Genomic DNA, 22505 nt, shown 5'->3' with positions numbered 1-22505 from the left:
CATTCCACTCACGGCCAACACCGTCAGGAATCAAAAACATGAATGTTCTGAAAAAACTCAGCGATCACATCAAGCAAAAAGGCCTGCGCGCCACCGTCGGCAAGTTGTGGAAACACTACGTATTTTTCCACGAAGAACTGTTGTGGATGGAGCGCGATCTGGTGAGCCCGGTACCGCCACACAACCTTCGGCCCTATACACCGCTGCGACTGGAAACCATCACCCCTCAAAACGCCGTGGCGTTCGCCAAACACTTCGGCGATCGCGTGGGCACCATGGCCGAGTTGGCGTGCGAAGGGTACACCGGGCACATGTACCTGGATGAAAACGGCGATACCGTGGCCTTTATCTGGGGCAGCACACGCGATTATCTCGACCGTCATTACTACGGCTGCATGTTCCCGGTGCAGCCAGGTGAGTTCTTCGAGTTCGCTCTCGAGCAGATTCCTGCCTACCGGGGCACCACGCTGTCGGTCGATTTCCAGCTGAACCTGTGGAAAGCCATGGCTGATCAGGGCTGCAACAAAGTGGTGGACATCTGCGAGTCCCACAACATTCCCGCGCTCAAGCTGCACATCCGCATGGGGTATCGCGAGCAGGGGCGGATCATGAACATCTACCACCTGTTCGGCTGGCGCTTCTTCCGCGAAACCCGTTACAGAGGTTCACGCCTGGATGCCTTGCGCAAACCGGCACCCTCTCCTGTTCCAGCCGAGGCGAGTTGATCTTATGTCTGCACGATTCGAATGGCGCACTTCGCTGTGCACCGACGACTTTCCGATAGCGGCTTACGAAGCGTTGCGCCAGCGCGTAACAGACCACACGCCGTTCAACACCCTGGCCTGGCTATACGCGTCGGAACTGGCACTCAAGCCCGTCGAGCAGTTGCACGTGCTTCTCGGCTGGCAGGGTGACGAACTGGCGCTGTGCCTGCCGCTGGTGGCATCCGTGGAGCGCTTTGCGTGTTTGCCGTTTCGGGTCCTGCATCATTTGGGCTATCCCCTAGCCGACCGCCTCGCGCTGCTGACGAGGCTGGACGGCGACGCTATGCGCAACGCGCTGGCGCAGATCCGTCAACACCTGCCCCATGCCGTGCTGCAACTCAACGAACTGGCCGGTTCCACGACGCAGGCCCTGGCACCGTGGCAGGCACTGAGTTCGACCGCCGAACAACGCCTCAGCTGTCGGGTGCCGGTGCACCTGATCAGCGAGGCCGACCATCAGGAAGTCTCCGGCGACCCGCGCTACAAGCTGCGCCGCGCGCGCAAACGCATCGCCGCGTGTGGCGCCCGGGTGCGGCGGATTACTCCTGACGCCCTGACCATGGGGCCGCTGTTGCAGGACATCAGTGAAGTCGAAGCAGTGAGCTGGAAAGGCGATGAAGGGGTCGGGATCTTTGCCGATGCGCGGCATCGCCAGTGGATGGACCGCGCCTTCACCGCCCTCGCGGCCCGGGGCCTGGTGCGCGTGGTGGTGCTGGAGCTGGAGGGGCGCTGCATCAGCTATCGCCTCGGCTTGCTGGAACAGGGCCGACTGTACGACTACAACCTGGCGTTCCTGCCGCAATATGCCGACCTGGGCAGCGGCCGGGTGTTGCTCGAAGAGTGGATTCGCTGGGGCCTGGAAGACAACTGGCAGTGGATCGATGCGTCACGGGTCAGCCTGGAAAACTCCAGCCATCAACTGCACGAACGCATGACCGGGCAACTGGAACACTGGCGCTGGAGTTTTTACTCCTGGCGTCCAGGCGGCCTGGTGCTGGGGCTGGCCTTGCGGGTCTGGCAACGCTTCAAACCCCGATTGCAGCAATGGCGCGCCCGGCGCGCGGCGGCCGCAGTCGCCACCCCTACACCCGGCGCGACACCTGTCGTCAAAACGCCTGCGCCTACGGAAAACCTCAAGGAGGGTAAACATGCCTCGCCAAGTGATAGTCAACGCTGACGATTTCGGCCTCAGTGCCTGCGAAAACGCGGTGATCCTGGGCGCGTTCCAGGCCGGGCTCATCAGCTCCGCCACCGCCATGGCCAACATGCCGGCATTCGAAGCGGCCTGTGCCATGGCCCGGCATCCATTGCTCGAAGGCCGCATCGGCCTGCACTTCAACCTGACCTACGGCCGTCCATTGAGCCAGAGCATTGTGCAACGCCCGACGTTTTGCGACGGTGCCGGTGTGTTCGATCTCAACCTGCCCCGCACCCGCCTCTGGCTCGGGCGCCGGGATCGCCACGCCGTACTGGAAGAACTCGAAGCCCAGTGGCAGCGCTGCCTGGACAACGGCCTGCGCCCCAGCCACCTGGACTCCCATCAGCACGTGCACAACATCTGGCCGATCGGCGAGATCGTCGCACGCTTCGCCGCCCGCCAGGGGGTGCCGGTGCGTCTGGCGCGCAACCTGGGGCAAAACCTCAGCCTTCCCAAGCGCGTGTTCAAGGACCTGCTCAATCGCCGCCTGAGCAACCTGGCCGGCGCTACCGCCGACTACGTGTGCACCCCGGTGGATCTGCGCAACGCGGAGCCGCCAGCCGACGGGCTGCTGGAAATCGTCGCCCACCCGAACCAGCTCGGCGCCGACTTCGGCGATGCCTACCTGGAACCGGGAGAGTCCTTGAGTGCACTGCTGGAACAGCGCTTGCCGGGAGTGCCAAGGGTGGCCTATACCGCTGCGGGTGATACCGTACTGCAGCGCGCATAGGCCGTTCTGGAATAGCTCGCCTCGTGCTTGTGGGAGCGAGCCTGCTCGCGATGAAGTTAAACGTCTCACATACTTCTAGGAAAAAGCGTACATCAGTAAGGAGCAGCCTGACTCGCCTTGGACCACCATCTGCGAGTACTTTCGAATTGGATTCGGGAGTCAGAGCCAATGAAAGAGAAATTAAAAGACTTCGACATGGCAGCAATACTCGATAGCAACGAGGCCATCAACGAGTACTTTTTTCAGGTAATGAAATACGGAGATGTCGAAGAGTTTTCTCGAGCTATCGACTACATAACCGAGGCCTATTCAGTTCTAACCGGGTCCACCTGAAACCGCGTCGCCGCCATCGCGAGCAGGCTCGCTCCCACATTTTGACCGATGTCATACACAAATCCTGTGTACGACAAAGATTCAGTGTGAGAGCGAGCCTGCTTGCGAAGGCGTCAGTCCGAGCTACACATCACTCAGTTCTTCACCACCACCCACGTAAAACACAACGGCAACTGCGCCACCTGCTGCTGATAGCGGTCATAGCATTCTTCGCGATTGGAGTGCCGGTATTCCTTGAAGTGACGGATCTGCAGCCCTGCCGCAATGGCGGCGCTGAAGAGGTCGCCCAGGGTGTGGACGAACCAGTAGGACGCCGCCGACGGCTGTTCGACCTTGCCTTCGTAGACGATCGGTTCGTGCTGCACGAACGGTTCGCGACGGAAGTATGAGCTGGCCAGGCGAAAAGGATCGGTTGTCTCGGGGTCGAACATTTCCAGGAACGGGTGGGTTTCGTACACCACCAGTGCGCCACCCGGCTTCAGCGTGCGCGCCGCATGGCGGAAGAATTCGCTGATATCCGGCATCCAGTTCAGGACGCCGATGGTGATCAGCGCGAGGTCAAAGCGCTCCTGCAGTTGCGCAGGCAAGTGGTGAATGTCCGCTTCGATGAATTGCGGCGCATGGGGCGAGCGGGACGCCAGTTCCCGTGCCTGTTCGAGAAATGCTTCAGACTGGTCGACACCCACCACGCTGCGCGCGCCCAGGGCAAACAGCGACAGACTTTCGCGGCCGTTGTTGCAGCCCAGTTGCACCACCTCCTTGCCGTCGACACCTGTCTGGGTCAGCAAGGCGGTCAAGGTGTCATCCAGGCAGGAGAAATCCGCGTGGGTCACGTCCTTCAACAAGGCTTGCCATTCGCTTGAGTCTTTGTGGTGACGGGCGGAGTCATTCCAGGCCTCGCGGTTGCTGGCGATGGCTTGTTCTTTTGTCGGCAGTTCCATTGCACGCTCCAGGGTTCGGGTCGTCGATTTGACCGGCCGGAGTCTAGTTCAACCTCATCCTGGCAGGTGTTGCGAACATGTAATCCGCACAGCACCGACGGCTGCCCACGGCGGCAGCTATAGTTAATGACCTTGGGGACATGTGATTAAACCGATTTCGCAGGTGTTGCCATGAACAAAACCAATCTGACGCTGTTGCTCGCCGTTTGCCTGAGCGCCACCGCTGTCGCCCACGCCGACGACATGCCCACCACCAACTACAGCAGTGAATTCAACTATTACGGCGCCGACCAACCCTTCGCCCACCCCGTACCACCGTCCATGAGCACCGTGCCGCCGGGTTCGTACATCCCGACCGCGCCCGGGGAGTTCATTCCGATTTCAAGCGAGCACGTGTTTTACGACTCACGCCTGCCGACCGTGGCCGACGCCACGGTTCGCGTGTTTGTCCGCACCTACGATCCGGAACATGGCGTCTACGTGAACCAGGAAGTCCAGGACTCCGGTTGCGTGCTGTCCTGCCTGAGGCAAGGCCCGATGTTGCAGTGAGCACCAGGGGGCGTTCTCAATCAGTTTCCCTACCACTGCCGTTTGTCCGGGCGGCAGAGGCCGAGTTTTTCGATCCGGTAGCGCAACATGTCGCGGCTGAGTCCCAGCAGGCGTGCCGATTTGGTGACATTCCAGTCGGTCTTGTCGAGCATCTTGCGCACCATGTCACGCTCCACTTCCGGCAGATTCGTGGATTCGCTACCGTTACCGTTACCGTTGGTCGGACGTGGCTCGCTGAAATGTTGCGGCTCGGGATGAAACATCGGTGGATCATCCACCAGGCTCAGGCAGACGTTCAACTGATGGGCGGCGATGGTGTCGCTTTGCGCCAGTAACACGGTTTGTTCCAGCATGTTGCGCAATTCCCGCACGTTGCCCGGCCAGCTGTAGCTGAGCAGTAAATCTTCGGCCTGATTGCTGAAATGCAGGTTCGGCTTGCCGTAGCGTTTGCCATGCAGCCTCAGGAAGTGCCGGGCCAGCAGCAGGATATCGGAGCCACGGGCATACAGGCGCGGCACCTTGATCGAAATGATGCGCAGGCGGAAAAACAGGTCGCGGCGGAATTTGCCTTGCTGGACCATTTGCTCGAGATTGCAGTTGGTGGCGCTGATCACCCGTAGATCGACCTTGCGCTCCTTCACCGAACCGACCCGGCGAATGGTCCGGTCTTCCAGCAGTTTCAGCAGCTTGGCTTGCAACAGCAGATCCATTTCACCGATTTCATCGAGGAACAGCGTGCCGCCATCGGCCGCTTCCACCAGCCCCATGYGACGGTCCTTGGCGTCGGTGAAGGCGCCCTTCTCGTGGCCGAACAGTTCCGATTCCACCAGATTGGACGGGATCGAAGCGCAGTTGAATTCAATGAACGGGCCTTTGGCGCGCGAGCCGTCGAAGTGCAAGGCCCGGGCCACCAGTTCCTTGCCGGTGCCGGTCTCGCCTTCCACCAGGACCGGTGGCAGATCACTGTTGGCCATCCGCCGTTCGGCGTCGAGCAACTGGCTGATGGTGCCCTTGAGATACACCATCGGTGCCGACTCGCCAATCAGCGCCTGCAACCCCGACTTCTGGGCTTCGCGCTCCTGGTAAAACGACAGTGTGCGCTCCATGCGGTCAGTAGCCAGGGCCTTGTCCAGCAGCTGCTTGAGCTCCGGCAGGGCCACCGGTTTGGTGACGTAGTGAAAGGCGCCCTCTTTCATCGCCACCACGGCGTCTTCGACGTTGCCGTAGCCGGTCATCATGATCACTTTCAGATCCGGCGCGCTGACGCGCAGCCTCTGGATCAGCTCGTGACCACTCATGCCCGGCAACGAGTTGTCGGTCAGTACCACGTCAGGAGCGAAGGAGCCCAATTGCTCCAGTGCATCTTCGGCCGAGTGGCAAACGGTCACCTCGAAGCCCTTGCGCTCCAGGTAATTCTGAATATTCTCGGCGAGAATTTCGTCATCCTCGACCAGCAGAATGCTGTGCTCCATATGCTCCTCCCGTTGCCACTTTGAAATTGAGACAAACACGGGTTCCTTCCTGCTCCCGGCTAGTCAGTTCGACCGAGCCATCAAACCGCTCCATTATTCTCTTCACCAGGGCCAGGCCCACACCCAAACCGCCTTGCTTGGTGGTGAAAAACGGCTTGAAGACCATTTGTTGCTGTTGTTCGGATATGCCCTTGCCCGTGTCGGCCAGGGTCATTCTCAAGTCGCCGGGCACAGAAGAATCGATCTCGATCGTCAACACGCCCCCCTTGGGCATGGCTTCCAGTGCGTTGGCAAACAGGCTATTGAGTATCTGCGTGAGCAACACCTGTTGGCTGACGACCTGTGGCACGCTGACAGGAGAGAAACGCACTTCGACGTTCGAGCGCTTGATCAGGGACTCGAAGGCACTCAAGGTGTCATCGAGGGCCAGCACCAGGTCGACCGTTTCACAGTCGTCATTCATCGGCCGCAACGACACCAGCAATTCACGGACCCAGCGCGACATGCGGTCGACCTGATTGATGATGTCGCCAATATTTTTCTGTGCGGTCTGGCTGGCGATGCCCTGGGCCAGTTCGGCGCTGGAACGGATGTTCGCCAGCGGATTGCGCAGGCTGTGGGCGACCGCCGAGGACATTTCCCCCAAGGCGACAAAGGTCTCGTTGGCGATCAGCTGGTTCTGCTGGTTCTGCAGCTGTATCGCCGCACGCCGGACGATCCAGAACAGCCCCAGGTAAATGACCGCCCCGCCGATCAGGGTGGCCAGCCAGATCGCCTTGAAGCCACGCTGGATGCGCTCCACCAGGTCCACCGGTTCCTTGTAGATCTCCACCATGGCAATCACTTTGCTTCTGTCGGCATTGAACATCGGAATGTAGTTCTCGACGAACAGGTATTGCGGTTCGCGCAGCAGGCGCTGCTCGGGGCGCGCCTCATCGATCTCGTGGTAGTTGGTGGACACCGGCGATTTCATTTCGAAGGATTCATCCAGCTCCTCGTCGCCTTCGATGCGTATGCCAATCAACTCGGAGTTGGTCGACCAGACCACGGTGCGGTCCTGGGCGTACACCGTCGCCAGCAGGATGTCCGGCAGATGCTCCACATGGTCGAGAAACTCAAGGCGCGCGTCGGCCCGGGCTTCGGGGTTGATGTCGGAATCGGCATGGTCCAGACGCGGGTCGAGCATTTCGCCTATGGTTCTGTCCGGCGAAATCCTTTCATGACGGATTTCGGCCTCGCCAATGGCTTGAATGAACTGCGCAGTCAGCATCGAATCGCGCTTGATGCTTTCATCGACCACAAAGCGCGTGGAGATGTAACCCAGCCCCAGCGCCACCACGGCGATGATGAAAAAGCTTGCCAGGGAGAACCAGCGCAGCAAATTGAACTGCGGCCGCCAGCCCTTGCGCGGTACTGCCGGAGCCTGCGGCGCAGCTACCTTTTGTTGTTCCAGTATCTGCATGGCTATGTCCTGAGTCTTTGAAATCGAGCCTTTCCAGCCGGGTATCAAGTCAGTGTAGGTAACATTGATAGCAATTGACTGGCCCACGTAACTATTTCGACGCTATGGCACCTGGGTCATGTCGGGTTGCGCGACCGAATGATGATGCTCAGGCTCCTCATTACCACTGACCACTGGCGGATGCTGACGGTCAGTTTCTTCTTGCAGGAAATCGATGATGGACCGGACGGAATGCTCATCCAGCCGCAAGTTGGGCATCGGGATCTTGTTGTAGCGATCGAACAGCTCCATCGCAATCGGGTCCTTTTCCGCGAGCATGCGATCCGGTTCGCGGATCCAGCGGCTGAGCCAGGCCGGATCGCGCTGATGGGTCACGCCGATCAGGTCCGGGCCGATGCTGCGCATGCCAATGCCCTGCCCGTCCAGCGGACCGAGGCTGTGGCAAGACGCGCAGCGGGTGCGGAACAGCTCTTCGCCATTGCTCGGCGGGCGGATTTCCGGTGCGTTGACGTAGCTTTCTTCCACACTGGGCTGTTTCCAGTTATGCAGGGTATTGGCCAGTTGATCGGCCAGAATCCACGGATTTTCGAACGGCGAGGATTTCATCCAGCGGCCCGTTGCCTGGTTGCCGATGATCAGGCTCAGGTTGTGGTCCTTGTTGCGCCCGTTATCGATGCCTTCGATGAACAGCCCCAGTTTCTTGCGCAACTCGGTGACGTCGGCGAATTCCCCGGTGAGGAATTTCCAGCCCGGCCCGACCTGGAAGCGCTGCGCATAGGCCTTGAGCACCTCGGGGGTATCACTCAAGGGGTCGATGCTGATGGAATAGAAGAAGATGTCCTTGCCGACCCGATCCCCCAGCAGTTTCTGCACCTGGCGCAGGCGCGCGGTTTCCAGGGGGCAGGAGTCGCTGCACGAGGTGAAGATGAAGTTGATCACCACCACCTTGCCTTTGATCATGTCATCGAAAAAACGCAGCTGTTGACCGTCCTGGTCGGTCAGCAGGGTGTTGGGGAAATAGTCGCCACCCCAGGGGGTGTTGTCTTCAACGACAGCGGGTTCGGCAGTGGATGCAGGAGCAGGTGTGGGCGTCGACGTTGGCTGGCTGGCGACCAGCAGCTGGCTGGCCAGCAAACCGGTCACCACCATCAGCACCAGGTGCATGCCCAAGGCTCGTGAGCGTGGTGTATGCATTTTCATGTCGACACCCTCTCTGTTCATTGCTTGACGGTCACTTTCAGACAGTAGCCATCACCGGTTGCCCATAACGCACCATCAACAGTTTTGGCGAAATCGAAAGAATCCTGGTTGGCCTCCGGCATGCTCAAATTGGCATTCAGCGCCGCCGGTTCATCAGCGGGTTCGTCGCAATAAGCCAAAGGGTCGGAAGGTTCTGGCTGTCGCTCGTCATCGATAGGGCTGGCGCGCAGTGTCGCTGTACTCAGTGTCATCGTCAGCAGGACGCCCAGGGGCGCTAACAGTCCTGGCCGTTTGAAGTTGCGCTGCGCTTTTTTTTCCATCACCAGCCGCCTCGATGTCGTGAACGGGGTGATGGTGCTGTAGCAAGGACCTCGCCAATTTTGTATCTGCTTTATAAAAAAGTATTAACACTCGCCAAAACAACGGTTTATCAACATCGATGTGCCATGACTGTGGAGATAGCTGGGGATTGCACCCACAAACGGGGGATAGTTCATCCCCATTTTCAGAGGGCCAGATTAAACAACAGGCGGACAGTGGTGCCCTCGCCTTCACGGCTTTGCAGGGTCACCGCACCACCAAAACGTTCCATGATCCGCTTGACCAGCACCAGCCCGACGCCCAGCCCGCCCTGCTTGGTGGTAAAGAATGGCCGGAAGGCCATGGCGCGCTGCTCTTCGCTCATGCCTTTTCCGGTATCGCTCACCCTCACGCTGACGCGCCGGGCATCGTGAGGTTCGATCAGGATGGTCAGGGTGCCGCCGCCGTCCATGGCTTCCACCGCGTTGGACAGCAGGCTGTTGAGAATCTGGGTCAGTTGCACCTGCTGACCCAGGACCATGGGCGTCTGGTCCGGCTCGAACACCACGTTGATCCTGGCCTTGCTGATCTGCTGCTCGTAAGCCATCAGGCTGTCATGCAGGGCCGCCACCAGGTTCACCGGTTCAGCCTCGTCGTTGAGCGGTCGCAGGGACTGGAGCAACTCCCGTACCCATTTCGACATGCGATCGACCTGAGCAATGATGTCGTTGATGTTCCCGTGTGCCGGACCGCTGTCGAACTCCATCGCCAGCTCGGCGCTTGAACGAATGTTCGCCAGTGGATTGCGCAGGCTGTGGGCGACCGCCGAGGACACCTCCCCCAGCGCCACAAAGGTTTCGTTGGTGATCAATTGCTTCTGCTGCGTCACCAGCAGGATCGCCGCCCGCCGCACGATCCAGTACAGGCCCAGGTAAATCAGACTGCCGCCCAGGGCGGTCGCCAGCCAGATCAGCACCAGGCCGCGCTGCATGCGGTTGATCAGGTCCTGCGGTTCCTTGTAAATCTCGACCATCGCCGTGACGTTGCGACCCTCGGCGTCGAACAAGGGAACGTAGTTTTCGATGAAGATGAATTTGGGTGGTTCCAGGAACTTCTGTTCCATGCGGGATTTGTCCACATCGTGGTAACTGCTCGACACGGGAAGCCTGGAGCTGAACGCCCGGTCGAGGTCTTCGTCGCCATAAATCGTGGTGCCCGTCAAGGCCGGGTTGGTCGACCAGATCACCCTGCGGTCGGGGGCATAGATGCTGGCCAGGATCACGTCCGGCAAATGTTCGACATGGTCGATGAAATCATCACGGAAATCGGCACGTGACAGCGGGTCGACGTCAGGAAAGTACTTGTCATTTCGTGGGTCGAGCAACTCACCCATGCTCGGGGAGTTGGGAATCGACACATGGCGCAACTCGGTCAAGGCAATCGACTGAATGAATTGCGAGGTCAATAGCGCATCGCGCTGCACGCTTTCGGTAATCACGAACCGCGAGGTCACCGCCCCCAGCGCCACCGCCACCATGCCGATCACCACCATGCTGACCAGCGAAAACCAGCGCAGCAGATCAAACGGCCGCTTGCGCGTGTTCAAACGGGCTTCGCTTTCGGTCACAAGCACTTTGGTCATTGAGTTCATGGACACGGTTCCCGGAAACCCCCTATAGGTTTATAGCCCACTCATGGCCGTTTGCCCGAACCTGGGGACTGCGATACCCCCCCGCCCCGCCGTCCCATCTCCCCCCAAAGTTGGGGACAGCTGCCCGCTCCCGAACTTCCCGGTCTATCACCCGTGACTGCGCCAATGCCTTTACTGCGAGCTTCTCACGGGCGTTTTCGCTGATTGGTATGGCAGTTGCCAAACACCCTGCCAACTGACCCGTCCCCAAGGGGCAGGTACTTCGATAGAGGGAATACTCATGCACCCTTTACTGTGCAAAACCGCGACCGCCCTGGTCGTGACCGCTCTAGCCCAAGGTATTGCCCAGGCAGCGCTGTTTGCCGTAGACCCCGGCCCCTACCTGCCAGCCAATGGCAATTTCTCCGCCTGGTATCAGGACACCCACGGCCGAACCCTTGACCTGTGTTTGTCAAAAGCTGTCAGTTCAAGGGTTACCAGCGCGCCAGGCGCCCCGACTTACATGTGTTCGTTGATCCCTGATCCCGGCATTTTCGACGACACCCAACCGTTGGTCTTCCCGACCAATTTCCCCGACGAAGCGTTCTGGGCCACCGGCGAAACCACCATCGTCGATGCCGCCCGAGGCATTGACCTGACCTATGTCTCGGCGCTTGAAGCCGCCTTCAGTGGCGATGATCCGCTGGAGGGCGACCAGATCAGCTTCGCCCGTATCCGTATTCGCATCGACGTGCCCACTGCCGGCACCTATGTTATCACCCACCCCTACGGCGTCGGGGCAGCTAGCGCACCAGCCGCTCGGCCAACGCCTTGGCCTGGCTCGCCACATCGGTGACGGCGGTACTTTCCCACCACATGCCGCGCAATGGCGGGCCCATGGCAAACAGGCGGCGGGCGGGCTGACCCTCGGCGTTCAGTACCGCGCCATCGACCTCTGCCGCGATGCCCAAGGCCAAAGGCCCCGGCCGCACCAGGCCGCGGGCGAGCAATTGCCGGGGTAGTGGTCGCGCGACCCGGCGCCAATCGTATTCGATACCGCTGGAGTTGATCAGGGCGGCACCGCTGACCACACTGGTCTGCGCCTCGCCGCGCCGTCGAAGGCAGATACTCACCTCGCCATTCAACGAAGGCTCAAGCCCCTTGAACGAGGCCGCGTGAATACGTAACCGCCCTTCTTTATATAAGCGCTCCACCAGTTCGGCGCTCAAGGGCGGCGAGCGGTGGTGATGGCTTTCCCACCACGGCCGCACATGCCGCACGAACTGCCGACGCTGCACGTCCGTCGCCTGGTGCCACAAGCGGCTGATGTGTGCCCGCACCGTGTTCAGTGGCCCCTGCCAGTCGACACCCTGGGCGATGGCGTCCCGACAGTGCCGACGCAGTTCACGCATCAACTGGCGAGGTGTACGGATGTGCTGATCCTGCGCGAGAAAATCCACCCAGGCCGGTGGCTGGCGACGTACATGGGGGCGCAGGCCATGGCGGGAAAACACTTCGATGGGCCCACGATGCCCGGCCTGATCCAGGGACACCACGGCGTCGACCATGGTCAGGCCAGAGCCGATGATCATGACCGTCGATTGCGGGTCGAGTCGCTGCATAGCCCCCACGTCCCATGGATCAAGGGCTGCAGCGTTCAAACCACAAGATCGGGTTTGTGGCGTGCGCGCAGCGGGAAACACCCCCGTGGCCAAGACCGCAAAAGCGCCCTGCAAGCTTCGGCCATCACTCAAGGTCAACCGCACTACGTCTGCATCGGCTTGCAAATCGACCACTTCGGCCTGCACATGCTCGACCGTCGAACCGTTCAATGCGCCCAGTGCCTGCGCGTCTGCCAGGCGCTGCCGGGCGTACAGGCCAAAAATTCCCCGTGGCGCAAACAGCTCGCTGACCGGCACGTGCTGCTGATCCGATTCCGGCCAGCCGCCCGCCTCGATGTACTCGGTCAGCCATTGGGTAAAATCGTCGGCGTTGTCCGGGTCGAGACTCACCCGCGCCGCGTTGCCGTTGAGCGTATGGCCCAGTTCCACCGCGCTGTAGGCTTCGCCCCGCCCCAACTCGGTCCGGGGCTCGATCACCAGCACCCGGCGCCGGCCCGGCAAACGCATCAACTGCGCCGCCAGCATCGCGCCACTGAGGCCACCGCCGACAATCAGGATGTCAGCGTCATTGGTCAAGGTCTGGTCCATCGTGCTCTCCCTGTTCAGATCACCACATTACGCACAAACCGCGCCGCCACCGCCCCGTCATTGCGATAACAGTGCGGCTGGTTGCTGGCGAACATGAAGAATTCACCCGCGGCGATATGCTGTGGCTGGTCGCCGAGCATAACGGTCAGGCAACCTTCGAAGACATAAATCTGCTCGCTCCAGCCATCGGCGTCCGGCTCCGACGGATACACCTCGCCCGGTTGCAGGCACCACTCCCACTGCTCGACTTCGCGGCTGGCCTGGGCCTTGGAGAGCAACACCGCTTTGCTGCCGGGGATCGTGCCGGTCCAGGCCAGTTCATTGATACGGCCGGGATCTCGGGCGTCGGGGGCCTGGATCAAATCACTGAAGGCAACGCCGAGGGCTTCGGCCACCCGGTCGAGGGTGGTCAGGCTGACGTTCTTTTCCCCCGCCTCGATCGCCACCAGCATTCGACGGCTGACACCGGACTTTTCCGCCAGCGCGCTCTGGCTCAGGTCGGCGGCATGCCGCAAACGACGGACGTTTTGGCTGACGTGCTGGAGGACCGAAGCCCGTTGGGTAGAATCTTTGTGCACTATATTGCTCACTGGGTGGGGTTGGGCAGTATACTGCGCAACATTCGGCGCATTGTGCGTCCCCCTCAAGTAGCGTGCAAGGTCATGACGTCGGTGAACTCCCCAAAGGCTGCCTCCCGTTTCACAAGGTTCAGCAAGGCCGAATGCGTGCTGGTGCTGATCACGATGGTCTGGGGCGGTACCTTCCTGTTGGTACAGCATGCGATGACCGTCAGCGGCCCGATGTTTTTCGTCGGCCTGCGCTTTGCCGCCGCCGCTGGCATCGTCGCCCTGTTTTCCTGGCGTCAACTGCGCGACCTGACCTTGTTCGAACTCAAGGCCGGGGCATTTATCGGCGTGGCGATCATGCTCGGCTACGGCTTGCAGACGGTCGGGCTGCAAAGCATTCCCAGCAGCCAGTCGGCATTCATTACCGCGCTGTATGTCCCTTTCGTGCCGTTGCTGCAATGGCTGGTGCTGGGGCGGCGACCGGGATTGATGCCCAGCATCGGCATCATGCTGGCCTTTACCGGGTTGATGCTGTTGTCCGGGCCGTCCGGTGCGTCGTTCAACTTCAGCCCCGGTGAAATCGCTACCTTGATCAGCGCCGTGGCCATTGCGGCCGAGATCATCCTGATCAGCACCTATGCCGGCCAGGTCGATGTACGCCGGGTGACGACGGTGCAACTGGCGGTGACTTCGGTGCTGTCGTTCCTGATGGTGGTGCCGACCAGCGAGGCGATACCGGATTTCTCGTGGTTGCTGCTGTGTAGCGCGCTGGGCCTTGGGGCGGCGAGTGCGGCGATTCAGGTGGCGATGAACTGGGCACAGAAAAGCGTGTCACCAACCCGCGCCACGCTGATCTATGCCGGTGAGCCGGTATGGGCCGGGATTGTCGGGCGCATCGCCGGGGAACGCCTGCCGGCGATTGCCTTGGTCGGGGCTGGATTGATTGTGGCGGCGGTGATAGTCAGTGAGTTGAAGACCAAGGGTAAGACTGCGGCGGCTGAGGAAGAGTTGGAAGAGGAAACTCAGCGATAAACCGCGGATTCTGCATTACCTGATAGGCCGCCATCGCGAGCAAGCTCGCTCCCACAGTGTTTTGTATTGCGCACAAAACTGTATGTACACCTCAAAACCTGTGGGAGCGAGCTTGCTCGCGATGGCGTCAGCACAGGCGAAAACCCTCTACCAGAAACAATGTGAATCAGGGCTTTTCCGTCTACCGTGTAGGATTCTGCGACAGCTTGGCGTTTGGTGATCCGGGAGCTGGCACGTATGATGCTTCACAAACTTCCGCAGATTAGAAGCCTATGTCCCTGATAGTTCTACTGCTTCTGCCTTTCATAGGCAGCTGTTTGGCGGCCGTGTTGCCGCACAACGCCCGTAACGCCGAATCCCTGCTGGCTGGCCTGATCGCCCTGATCGGTACCCTTCAGGTCGCATTCCTGTACCCGCAGATCGCCCATGGCGGCRTCATTCGCGAAGAGTTTCTCTGGTTGCCCAGCCTGGGCCTGAACTTCGTCCTGCGCATGGACGGTTTCGCCTGGCTGTTCTCCATGCTGGTGCTGGGCATCGGCACCCTGGTTTCGTTGTACGCGCGCTACTACATGTCGCCGAACGATCCGGTGCCGCGTTTCTTCGCGTTTTTCCTGGCCTTCATGGGCGCCATGCTCGGGCTGGTGATTTCCGGCAACCTGATCCAGATCGTGTTTTTCTGGGAGCTGACCAGCCTCTTTTCGTTCCTGTTGATTGGCTACTGGCACCATCGCGCCGATGCCCGGCGCGGCGCCTACATGGCACTGATGGTGACCGGTGCGGGCGGTTTGTGCCTGCTGGCGGGGGTCATGCTGCTCGGCCATGTGGTCGGCAGCTATGACCTGGACAAGGTCCTGGCCGCCGGCGACCTGATTCGCGCCCATGCCCTCTACCCGATTCTATTGCCCCTGATCCTGATCGGCGCACTGAGCAAAAGCGCGCAATTTCCCTTCCATTTCTGGCTGCCCCACGCCATGGCCGCGCCGACCCCTGTGTCGGCGTACCTGCACTCGGCGACCATGGTCAAGGCCGGGGTGTTTCTGCTCGCGCGGCTATGGCCATCGCTCTCGGGCAGTGAACAATGGTTCTATATCGTCAGCGGCGCCGGCGCCTGCACCCTGTTGCTCGGGGCGTACTGCGCAATGTTCCAGAACGACCTCAAGGGCTTGCTGGCCTACTCGACCATCAGCCACCTCGGCCTGATCACCCTGCTGCTCGGCCTGAACAGTCCGCTGGCCGCCGTCGCCGCGGTGTTCCACATCCTCAACCATGCGACGTTCAAGGCCTCGCTGTTCATGGCCGCGGGCATCATCGACCACGAAAGTGGCACCCGCGACATCCGCAAGCTCAGTGGCCTGTACAAACTGATGCCGTTCACCGCCACCCTGGCCATGGTCGCCAGCGCCTCGATGGCCGGCGTACCGTTGCTCAACGGCTTCCTGTCCAAGGAAATGTTCTTCGCCGAAACCGTGTTCATCAATGCCACCCGCTGGGTCGAACTGAGCTTGCCGATCGTGGCAACCATTGCCGGTACCTTCAGCGTGGCTTACTCCCTGCGTTTCACCGTGGATGTGTTCTTCGGTCCGCCCGCGACCGACTTGCCCCACACGCCCCACGAGCCACCGCGCTGGATGCGCGCACCGGTCGAGTTGCTGGTGTTCACTTGCCTGGTGGTGGGGATCTTCCCGGCCCAGGTGGTCGGCCCACTGCTCGCGGCGGCGGCGCAACCGGTGGTCGGCGGCACGCTGCCCGAATACAGTCTGGCCATCTGGCACGGCCTGAACGCGCCGATGATCATGAGCCTGATCGCCTTGTCCTGCGGCACCGTGCTCTATCTGCTGCTGCGCAATCAATTCAAGCGCGGGCGCTTCAACCGCCCGCCCGTCGTCGGTCGCCTGGACGGCAAGCACCTGTTCGAATACGCGTTGGTCGCCAGCATGCGCCTGGCCCGGCGCCTGGAGCCGCGGATTGGCACCCGGCGCCTGCAAATGCAGTTGTTCCTGGTGGTGTTCGCCGCCGTGCTGGCCGGGTTGATTCCCATGTTGCACAGCAGCCTGCACTGGGGCGACCGGCCGAAAATCCCCGGGTCGATCGTCTTCGTCACCTTGTGGTTGCTGGCCATCGCCTGCGCCCTTGGCGCGGCCTATCAAGCCAAGTATCACCGGCTCGCGGCCCTGACCATGGTCAGCGTCTGCGGCCTGATGACCTGCGTCACTTTCGTCTGGTTTTCGGCGCCGGACCTGGCCCTGACCCAACTGGCGGTCGAAGTGGTGACCACGGTGCTGATCCTGCTGGGCCTGCGCTGGTTGCCACGACGGATCGAGGAGGTCTCGCCGTTGCCGGGCAGTCTGCGCCGGGCGCGGGTACGGCGGATCCGCGACTTGCTGCTGTCGACCGCGGTCGGTGTCGGCATGGCGTTGCTGGCCTACGCCATGCTGACGCGCCAGACCCCCAACGACATTTCCTCGTTCTACCTCAGCCGCGCCTTGCCCGAGGGCGGCGGCAGCAACGTGGTCAACGTGATGCTGGTGGACTTCCGTGGTTTCGACACCCTCGGTGAAATCACCGTGCTGGTGGCCGTGGCCCTGACCGTGTTCGCCCTGCTGCGCCGCTTCCGTCCGCCGAAAGAAAGCCTGCAACTGCCGGCCCAGCAACGCTTGCTCGCGCCGGATGTGGTCACCGACCTGGTCAACCCGCGTCACGCCAGCGACACCGCGCTCGGCTTCATGATGGTGCCGGCGGTGCTGGTGCGCCTGCTGTTGCCGGTGGCGCTGGTGGTGTCCTTCTACCTGTTCATGCGCGGGCACAATCAACCGGGCGGCGGTTTTGTCGCCGGGCTGGTGATGTCGGTGGCGTTCATCCTGCAATACATGGTCGCCGGCACGCAGTGGGTCGAGGCGCAGATGAGCCTGCGGCCACTGCGCTGGATGGGCACCGGACTGCTGATTGCCACAGCCACCGGGCTGGGTGCGATGCTGGTCGGCTATCCGTTCCTGACCACCCACACCTGGCATTTCTCGTTGCCGCTGCTGGGTGATATTCACCTGGCCAGCGCGCTGTTCTTCGACATCGGCGTGTACGGCGTGGTGGTCGGTTCGACCCTGTTGATCCTCACCGCCCTCGCCCACCAATCGGTACGGGGTCACAAAACCGCTGCCCAACCTAAATCCATTGCCATGAAGGAGGTCGTCTGATGGAAGAAGTCATCGCAATCGCCATCGGCGTGCTGGCCGCGTCCGGCGTCTGGCTGATCCTGCGCCCACGGACGTTCCAGGTGGTCATGGGCCTGTGCTTGCTGTCCTATGGCGTCAATCTGTTCATTTTCAGCATGGGCAGCCTGTTCATCGGCAAGGAACCGATCATCAAGGACGGCATCCCTCAGGACCTGTTGCATTACACCGACCCGTTGCCGCAAGCCCTGGTGCTGACGGCGATCGTCATCAGCTTCGCCATGACCGCGCTGTTCCTGGTGGTGCTGCTGGCCTCCCGGGGCCTGACCGGCACCGACCATGTGGATGGCCGGGAGCCCAGGGAATGATGGCGATGACCCACCTGATCGTCGCGCCCATCCTGCTGCCGTTGCTGACTGCCGCGATCATGCTGATGCTCGGTGAGAAGCACCGGCCGCTCAAGGCCAGGATCAATCTGTTCTCCAGCCTGCTCGGGCTGGGCATTGCCGTGGCATTGTGGCAATGGACGCAGACCACCGGCGTGCCCGGCTCCATCGGCGTGTACCTGCCGGGCAACTGGCAAGTGCCATTCGGCCTGGTGCTGGTGGTTGATCGCCTGTCGGCGCTGATGCTGGTGCTGACCGGCATCATCGGCGTCTGTGCCCTGCTGTTTGCCATGGCCCGCTGGGACGGCGCCGGTTCGAGTTTTCACGCGCTGTTCCAGATCCAGATGATGGGCCTTTACGGCGCGTTCCTCACCGCTGACCTGTTCAACCTGTTCGTGTTCTTCGAGGTGCTGCTGGCGGCGTCCTACGGGTTGATGCTCCACGGCTCGGGCCGGGCACGGGTGTCGTCGGGGCTGCATTACATCTCGATCAACCTGCTGGCCTCGTCGCTGTTCCTGATTGGTGCGGCGCTGATCTATGGCGTAACCGGCACGCTGAACATGGCCGACCTGGCGGTAAAGATCCCGCTGGTGTCCGCAGCCGATCGCGGCTTGCTGCACGCCGGCGCGGGGATTCTTGCCGTCGCGTTCCTGGCCAAGGCCGGCATGTGGCCGCTGAACTTCTGGCTGGTGCCAGCCTATTCGTCGGCCAGCGCGCCGGTGGCGGCGATGTTCGCGATCATGACCAAGGTCGGCGTCTACACCTTGCTGCGCCTGTGGACGCTGCTGTTCTCCGCCCAGGCCGGGGCATCGGCGTTCTATGGCGGTGAGTGGCTGATCTACGGCGGCATGGCGACCATCGTTTGCGCTGCCATGGCGATCCTCGCCGCACAACGCCTGGAGCGCATGGCCAGCCTGAGCATTCTGGTGTCGGCGGGCATTCTGTTGTCGACCATCGGTTTCGCCCAGCCGAACCTGGTCGGCGCGGCGCTGTTTTATCTGTTCAGCTCGACCCTGGCGCTGAGCGCACTATTCCTGCTGGCCGAACTGATCGAGCGCTCGCGCTCGGCCAATGAAATCCTGCTCGAAGATGAAACCGAACTGCTGCCCCGGCCACTGGAATCCCTGCATCCGCCCAAAGGCATCAACCTCGACGACGAACAAAAAGCCGTGGTCGGCCAGGTGATTCCCTGGACCATGGCGTTTCTTGGGCTGAGTTTCATCGCTTGCGCCTTGCTGATCATCGGCATGCCGCCGCTCTCCGGCTTTATCGGCAAACTCGGGTTGATCGGTGCCCTGCTCAATCCGCTGGGCCTGGGCAACAGCGGCGACACACCGGTTTCCAACGCCGCGTGGGGTCTGTTGGTGTTGTTGATTGTGTCCGGGCTGGCGTCACTGATCGCCTTCTCGCGTTTGGGCATCCAGCGCTTCTGGACGCCAGCGGAACGGCCATCGCCCCTGCTGCGACGCCTTGAATGCGTACCGATCCTCGCCCTGCTGGGCTTGAGCATTGCGCTGACCTTCAAGGCCGATCCGCTGCTGCGCTACACCCAGGCCGCCGCCGATGCCTTGTACAACCCGCAGCAGTATGTGATGGCGGTGCTCGACACGCGCGTCGTACCGAACCCGCCGGCCCATGCGACCACGCTGGAGGTGCAGCCATGAAGCGCCTGTTTCCGGCACCGCTGCTGTCGCTGGCCTTGTGGCTGCTGTGGTTGCTGCTGAACCTGTCGACCAGCCCCGGCAATCTGCTGCTGGGTGCGGTTCTGGGGTTTTGTGCGCCGCTGATGATGCGCAGGCTGCGTCCGCTGCCGGTGCGCATCCGTCGTCCCGGGGTGATCCTGCGCCTGGTCCTGCTGGTCGGGCGTGATGTGCTGGTGTCCAACCTCGCCGTGGCCTGGCGCGTACTCAATGCCGGTCGCCGCCCGCCCCGCTCGCGATTCATCAAGGTGCCGCTGGACTTGCGCGATGCCAATGGCCTGGCTGCTCTGTCGATGATCACCACGGTAGTGCCCGGTACGGTCTGGTCGGAGCTGGCGCTGGACCGCAGCATTCTGCTGTTGCACGTCTTCGACCTCGATGATGAGGCGCTGTTCATCCAGCACTTCAAGGCGACCTACGAACGTCCTTTGATGGAGATCTTCGAATGAGCCCGTTGCTGTCGAACGCGATCCTGCTGAGCCTGTTCTTCTTTTCTTTGGCGATGATCCTGACCCTGATCCGCCTGTTCAAGGGACCGTCGGCCCAGGACCGGGTTCTGGCACTGGACTACCTGTACATCGTCGCGATGCTGATGATGCTGGCGCTGGGTATCCGTTATGCCAGTGACACGTACTTCGAGGCGGCGCTGCTGATCGCCCTGTTCGGTTTCGTCGGCTCGTTCGCCCTGGCGAAATTCCTGCTGCGCGGTGAGGTGATCGAATGAATACGCCATTGTCGTTGTGGGTGGAAATCCCGGTGGCGATCCTGCTGGTGCTCGGCAGCCTGTTTGCATTGATCGGCGCCACGGGCCTGTTGTGCATGAAGGATTACTTCCAGCGCATGCACCCACCAGCCCTGGCCTCGACACTCGGGGCCTGGTGCGTGGCGCTGGCTTCGATCATCTACTTTTCGGCGCTCAAGTCCGCGCCGGTATTGCACGCCTGGCTGATTCCGATCCTGCTGGCGATTACCGTGCCGGTGACCACCTTGCTGCTGGCCCGGGCAGCGCTGTTTCGCAAACGCATGGCCGGGGATGATGTGCCGGCTGAAGTGAGCAGTCGGCGGAGTGAGAGCGGTAGTTAGGTCAAAGATTTGTTGTGCCTGGGCCGGCCTCATCGCGAGCAAGCTCGCTCCCACAGGGTTTGGTGTCGGACTCAAAAGGTGTGTACGACACCCGTCACTGTGGGAGCGGACTTGGTCCGGGCGGCGATCCGACGAAGGCGATAGACCTGTCAATGCATCAGGACCGGTTTGTCTCAGACCCAGGCCACCGCCAACAACCCAGCCCCCAGCACCACACACAACGGCGAGTAAACCCAGGTGTCCAGCCGGGCAAATTTCGAGCCTTTGACCTCTTTGAAAAAACCCACCAGCTCCGAATCGCCAATCGCCCGGGCAAACAGCAAAATTGCAATCGCGCTGATCACCCACTGCAACGACCAGTGATGCAAGGGTGGCAGCCACCAACCCACCCGCAAGCACACCAGCGCGGCAATCAACAGCAACAGGCCGGCCACCACCAGGGTGATCCAGCCTCGTGGCTTGAACGCTGGCCTCAGTTGCGCACTGCCCTCGTGCGGTACCTGCGGGACCGCCGCCACCGCAGCCCATTCGCCACCCAACGCCCAATACACATGCACCAGACTGATCACGGCGAAGATCGTCACCAGCGACTGAGCCAACAACAGGGTCATGGTTCAGAAATCCTTGAAAGGGATATGAACTGAACATTGTAGGAGCTGCCGCAGGCTGCGATGTTTTGATTTTGCTTTTTTATGACAAAGATCAAAAGATCGCAGCCTGCGGCAGCGCCTACAGGGCGGTGGAGACTTTATCCGCCACGTCCTTGGGCAGCCAGGCCCTCCAGACGTCCGGATGAGCCTTCATGAACGCCTGCGCCGCCTGACGCGGCGGCGTATGTTTCTCGCTCATCTCGGCCAGCGCTTTGTTCAGCGGGTCGATCGGAAAGTCGACCTTGGCGAAGAACTCGGCAATCTGTGGATACTGCTTCTGGAAGGGGGTGGACACACCGATCGACAGCTTGGAGGCCAGGGAACGGGTCGGCTGTGGGTTGGGGTTGTCGGCGTCGGTCAAGGTTTTCCAGGCTTCGGCGTTGAACGGTGGCTCTTCGAGTTGAATCAGCTTGAAGCGGCCGAGCAACGGCGTGGGCGACCAGTAGTAAAACAGTACCGGTTTGCCACGATGAATGGACGAACTGATCTCTGCATCCAGTGCCGCACCCGAACCGCTGCGGAAGTTCACGTAGCTGTCGTCCAGCCCATACGCCTTGAGCTTCTGCTTGTTGACCACTTCCGAGGTCCAACCGATGGGGCTGTTGAGGAAACGCCCCTTGGTCGGGGCTTCCGGATCCTTGAACACGTCTTTGTAACGCGGCAGGTCGCTGACGCTGCGCAGGTCCGGCGCCAGCGGCTTGATGCCCTTGGCCGGGTCGCCCTTGATCACATATTCCGGCACCCACCAGCCTTCGGTAGCGCCCTTGACCGTGTCGCCGAGGCTGACGACCTTGCCTTCGGCTTCCGCCTTGACCCACACCGGGCTGCGACCGGCCCACTCTTCGCCAATGACCTGGATGTCATTATTGGCCAGCGCGGTTTCCAGAGTGATGGTGGTGCCCGGCAAGGTGTCGGTCGGTAGCCCATAGCCCTTCTCGACAATGATGCGCAGGACATCGGTAATCAGGCTGCCGCTTTCCCAGTTCAGGTCGGCGAAGTGGATCGGCGCCTGGGCGGCAAACACCGGGGCGGGTGTCGCCAGTAAGCCGAAAGTGGCCAGGACAGCAGCCAGCAACCGTCGAAATCCGTTCATGCTTTTGCACCTCGTGCTGTTCACAGCAATAGCAGGATG

The 22505-nt window shown here is 61.3% G+C and carries 22 protein-coding genes and 1 pseudogene; 13 read left to right on the top strand and 10 right to left on the bottom strand.

The features are described from left to right. Positions 1-38: 38 nt before the first annotated feature. The 4 genes from AC1DU9_RS12400 (at position 39) to AC1DU9_RS12385 (ending at position 3025) form a co-directional block, all read left to right on the top strand. Positions 39-725 carry an N-acetyltransferase gene (locus AC1DU9_RS12400; protein ID WP_223463548.1) on the top strand — a complete coding sequence of 229 codons (687 nt, stop codon included), beginning with the start codon at positions 39-41 and terminating at the stop codon, positions 723-725. 4 nt (positions 726-729) lie between these two features. Beyond that, positions 730-1941, top strand: a complete 1212-nt coding sequence (locus AC1DU9_RS12395) for a GNAT family N-acetyltransferase (protein WP_223463547.1) — start codon at positions 730-732, stop codon at positions 1939-1941. Beyond that, positions 1913-2692 carry a ChbG/HpnK family deacetylase gene (locus AC1DU9_RS12390; protein WP_223463546.1) on the top strand — a complete coding sequence of 260 codons (780 nt, stop codon included), beginning with the start codon at positions 1913-1915 and terminating at the stop codon, positions 2690-2692. The genes AC1DU9_RS12395 and AC1DU9_RS12390 overlap by 29 nt, the downstream gene beginning before the upstream one ends. 168 nt (positions 2693-2860) lie before the next feature. After that, positions 2861-3025 (top strand): helix-turn-helix domain-containing protein, encoded by a 165-nt coding sequence (locus tag AC1DU9_RS12385; protein ID WP_223463545.1) that lies wholly within the window; start codon positions 2861-2863, stop codon positions 3023-3025. Positions 3026-3159: 134 nt separating this feature from the next. Here AC1DU9_RS12385 and AC1DU9_RS12380 read toward each other — a convergent pair whose 3' ends face one another. Beyond that, on the bottom strand, positions 3160-3966 hold the full coding sequence (locus AC1DU9_RS12380; protein WP_223463544.1) for a class I SAM-dependent methyltransferase: 807 nt from the start codon (positions 3964-3966) through the stop codon (positions 3160-3162). A gap of 171 nt (positions 3967-4137) precedes the next feature. On the opposite strand from AC1DU9_RS12380, the gene AC1DU9_RS12375 reads away from it, so the two are divergent. Beyond that, the gene (locus AC1DU9_RS12375; RefSeq protein ID WP_223463543.1) at positions 4138-4515 is read left to right on the top strand and encodes a hypothetical protein; all 378 of its coding nucleotides are present in this window, start codon (positions 4138-4140) and stop codon (positions 4513-4515) included. A 29-nt stretch (positions 4516-4544) separates the two neighbouring features. On the opposite strand, the gene AC1DU9_RS12370 is transcribed toward AC1DU9_RS12375, so the two are convergent. The 5 genes from AC1DU9_RS12370 to AC1DU9_RS12350 all read right to left on the bottom strand — a co-directional run bounded on the left by AC1DU9_RS12370 (position 4545) and on the right by AC1DU9_RS12350 (position 10600). Then, on the bottom strand, positions 4545-5987 hold the full coding sequence (locus AC1DU9_RS12370) for a sigma-54-dependent transcriptional regulator (RefSeq protein ID WP_477810209.1): 1443 nt from the start codon (positions 5985-5987) through the stop codon (positions 4545-4547). Beyond that, a complete protein-coding gene (locus tag AC1DU9_RS12365) occupies positions 5956-7449 on the bottom strand; it encodes a sensor histidine kinase (RefSeq protein WP_223463541.1) in 1494 nt (497 codons plus the stop codon). The genes AC1DU9_RS12370 and AC1DU9_RS12365 overlap by 32 nt, the downstream gene beginning before the upstream one ends. A gap of 102 nt (positions 7450-7551) precedes the next feature. Continuing rightward, complete coding sequence (locus AC1DU9_RS12360; protein ID WP_223463540.1) at positions 7552-8649, bottom strand: SCO family protein; 1098 nt, start codon at positions 8647-8649, stop codon at positions 7552-7554. 17 nt (positions 8650-8666) lie between these two features. Then, positions 8667-8969, bottom strand: a complete 303-nt coding sequence (locus AC1DU9_RS12355) for a hypothetical protein (protein ID WP_411740722.1) — start codon at positions 8967-8969, stop codon at positions 8667-8669. A 185-nt stretch (positions 8970-9154) separates the two neighbouring features. Beyond that, a complete protein-coding gene (locus AC1DU9_RS12350) occupies positions 9155-10600 on the bottom strand; it encodes a sensor histidine kinase (protein ID WP_223463539.1) in 1446 nt (481 codons plus the stop codon). Between the two features lie 280 nt (positions 10601-10880). Between AC1DU9_RS12350 and AC1DU9_RS12345 the strand changes: the two are divergent. Further along, positions 10881-11375: pseudogene (locus AC1DU9_RS12345) on the top strand (hypothetical protein); the annotation flags it as partial. A 7-nt stretch (positions 11376-11382) separates the two neighbouring features. Here AC1DU9_RS12345 and AC1DU9_RS12340 read toward each other — a convergent pair. After that, positions 11383-12789 carry an FAD/NAD(P)-binding protein gene (locus tag AC1DU9_RS12340; RefSeq protein WP_223463536.1) on the bottom strand — a complete coding sequence of 469 codons (1407 nt, stop codon included), beginning with the start codon at positions 12787-12789 and terminating at the stop codon, positions 11383-11385. Positions 12790-12803: 14 nt separating this feature from the next. Continuing rightward, positions 12804-13367 (bottom strand): helix-turn-helix domain-containing protein, encoded by a 564-nt coding sequence (locus AC1DU9_RS12335; RefSeq protein WP_223463535.1) that lies wholly within the window; start codon positions 13365-13367, stop codon positions 12804-12806. Between AC1DU9_RS12335 and AC1DU9_RS12330 the strand changes: the two genes are divergently transcribed. The 7 genes from AC1DU9_RS12330 to AC1DU9_RS12300 all read left to right on the top strand — a co-directional run bounded on the left by AC1DU9_RS12330 (position 13362) and on the right by AC1DU9_RS12300 (position 20723). Next, positions 13362-14387, top strand: a complete 1026-nt coding sequence (locus AC1DU9_RS12330) for a DMT family transporter (RefSeq protein WP_477810208.1) — start codon at positions 13362-13364, stop codon at positions 14385-14387. The genes AC1DU9_RS12335 and AC1DU9_RS12330 overlap by 6 nt on opposite strands. A gap of 272 nt (positions 14388-14659) precedes the next feature. Beyond that, complete coding sequence (locus AC1DU9_RS12325) at positions 14660-17578, top strand: monovalent cation/H+ antiporter subunit A (protein WP_477810207.1); 2919 nt, start codon at positions 14660-14662, stop codon at positions 17576-17578. Continuing rightward, positions 17578-17922, top strand: coding sequence for a Na+/H+ antiporter subunit C (locus tag AC1DU9_RS12320; protein WP_008020558.1), 345 nt, complete (start codon positions 17578-17580; stop codon positions 17920-17922). The genes AC1DU9_RS12325 and AC1DU9_RS12320 overlap by 1 nt, the downstream gene beginning before the upstream one ends. Beyond that, the gene (locus tag AC1DU9_RS12315; protein WP_477810206.1) at positions 17919-19604 is read left to right on the top strand and encodes a monovalent cation/H+ antiporter subunit D; all 1686 of its coding nucleotides are present in this window, start codon (positions 17919-17921) and stop codon (positions 19602-19604) included. Before AC1DU9_RS12320 ends, AC1DU9_RS12315 begins: the two co-directional genes overlap by 4 nt. Next, positions 19601-20089, top strand: a complete 489-nt coding sequence (locus AC1DU9_RS12310) for a Na+/H+ antiporter subunit E (RefSeq protein ID WP_223463531.1) — start codon at positions 19601-19603, stop codon at positions 20087-20089. The genes AC1DU9_RS12315 and AC1DU9_RS12310 overlap by 4 nt, the downstream gene beginning before the upstream one ends. Further along, positions 20086-20364, top strand: a complete 279-nt coding sequence (locus AC1DU9_RS12305) for a K+/H+ antiporter subunit F (RefSeq protein WP_007986253.1) — start codon at positions 20086-20088, stop codon at positions 20362-20364. Before AC1DU9_RS12310 ends, AC1DU9_RS12305 begins: the two co-directional genes overlap by 4 nt. Next, a complete protein-coding gene (locus AC1DU9_RS12300; RefSeq protein WP_223463530.1) occupies positions 20361-20723 on the top strand; it encodes a Na+/H+ antiporter subunit G in 363 nt (120 codons plus the stop codon). Before AC1DU9_RS12305 ends, AC1DU9_RS12300 begins: the two co-directional genes overlap by 4 nt. A gap of 173 nt (positions 20724-20896) precedes the next feature. On the opposite strand, the gene AC1DU9_RS12295 is transcribed toward AC1DU9_RS12300, so the two are convergent. Next, positions 20897-21334: a DUF3995 domain-containing protein gene (locus AC1DU9_RS12295; RefSeq protein WP_223463529.1), complete on the bottom strand. Its 438-nt coding sequence runs from the start codon at positions 21332-21334 to the stop codon at positions 20897-20899. Between the two features lie 118 nt (positions 21335-21452). Then, a complete protein-coding gene (locus AC1DU9_RS12290) occupies positions 21453-22466 on the bottom strand; it encodes an ABC transporter substrate-binding protein (RefSeq protein ID WP_223463528.1) in 1014 nt (337 codons plus the stop codon). Positions 22467-22505: the final 39 nt, after the last annotated feature.

The organism is Pseudomonas sp. P4_C1, from assembly GCF_056402155.1.
Note: the sequence above shows the minus strand (reverse complement) of the source record. Positions and strands in the feature narration are given on the sequence as shown.

Bases quoted from the DNA above. Each gene is read 5' to 3' on its own strand.
- AC1DU9_RS12380 (WP_223463544.1), bottom strand. From the start codon at position 3,966: ATGGAACTGCCGACAAAAGAACAAGCCATCGCCAGCAACCGCGAGGCC.
- AC1DU9_RS12320 (WP_008020558.1), top strand. From the start codon at position 17,578: ATGGAAGAAGTCATCGCAATCGCCATCGGCGTGCTGGCCGCGTCCGGC.
- AC1DU9_RS12340 (WP_223463536.1), bottom strand. From the start codon at position 12,789: ATGGACCAGACCTTGACCAATGACGCTGACATCCTGATTGTCGGCGGT.
- AC1DU9_RS12365 (WP_223463541.1), bottom strand. From the start codon at position 7,449: ATGCAGATACTGGAACAACAAAAGGTAGCTGCGCCGCAGGCTCCGGCA.
- AC1DU9_RS12390 (WP_223463546.1), top strand. From the start codon at position 1,913: ATGCCTCGCCAAGTGATAGTCAACGCTGACGATTTCGGCCTCAGTGCC.
- AC1DU9_RS12295 (WP_223463529.1), bottom strand. From the start codon at position 21,334: ATGACCCTGTTGTTGGCTCAGTCGCTGGTGACGATCTTCGCCGTGATC.
- AC1DU9_RS12310 (WP_223463531.1), top strand. From the start codon at position 19,601: ATGAAGCGCCTGTTTCCGGCACCGCTGCTGTCGCTGGCCTTGTGGCTG.
- AC1DU9_RS12400 (WP_223463548.1), top strand. From the start codon at position 39: ATGAATGTTCTGAAAAAACTCAGCGATCACATCAAGCAAAAAGGCCTG.
- AC1DU9_RS12375 (WP_223463543.1), top strand. From the start codon at position 4,138: ATGAACAAAACCAATCTGACGCTGTTGCTCGCCGTTTGCCTGAGCGCC.
- AC1DU9_RS12350 (WP_223463539.1), bottom strand. From the start codon at position 10,600: ATGAACTCAATGACCAAAGTGCTTGTGACCGAAAGCGAAGCCCGTTTG.
- AC1DU9_RS12395 (WP_223463547.1), top strand. From the start codon at position 730: ATGTCTGCACGATTCGAATGGCGCACTTCGCTGTGCACCGACGACTTT.
- AC1DU9_RS12300 (WP_223463530.1), top strand. From the start codon at position 20,361: ATGAATACGCCATTGTCGTTGTGGGTGGAAATCCCGGTGGCGATCCTG.
- AC1DU9_RS12305 (WP_007986253.1), top strand. From the start codon at position 20,086: ATGAGCCCGTTGCTGTCGAACGCGATCCTGCTGAGCCTGTTCTTCTTT.
- AC1DU9_RS12315 (WP_477810206.1), top strand. From the start codon at position 17,919: ATGATGGCGATGACCCACCTGATCGTCGCGCCCATCCTGCTGCCGTTG.
- AC1DU9_RS12355 (WP_411740722.1), bottom strand. From the start codon at position 8,969: ATGGAAAAAAAAGCGCAGCGCAACTTCAAACGGCCAGGACTGTTAGCG.
- AC1DU9_RS12290 (WP_223463528.1), bottom strand. From the start codon at position 22,466: ATGAACGGATTTCGACGGTTGCTGGCTGCTGTCCTGGCCACTTTCGGC.
- AC1DU9_RS12360 (WP_223463540.1), bottom strand. From the start codon at position 8,649: ATGAAAATGCATACACCACGCTCACGAGCCTTGGGCATGCACCTGGTG.
- AC1DU9_RS12385 (WP_223463545.1), top strand. From the start codon at position 2,861: ATGAAAGAGAAATTAAAAGACTTCGACATGGCAGCAATACTCGATAGC.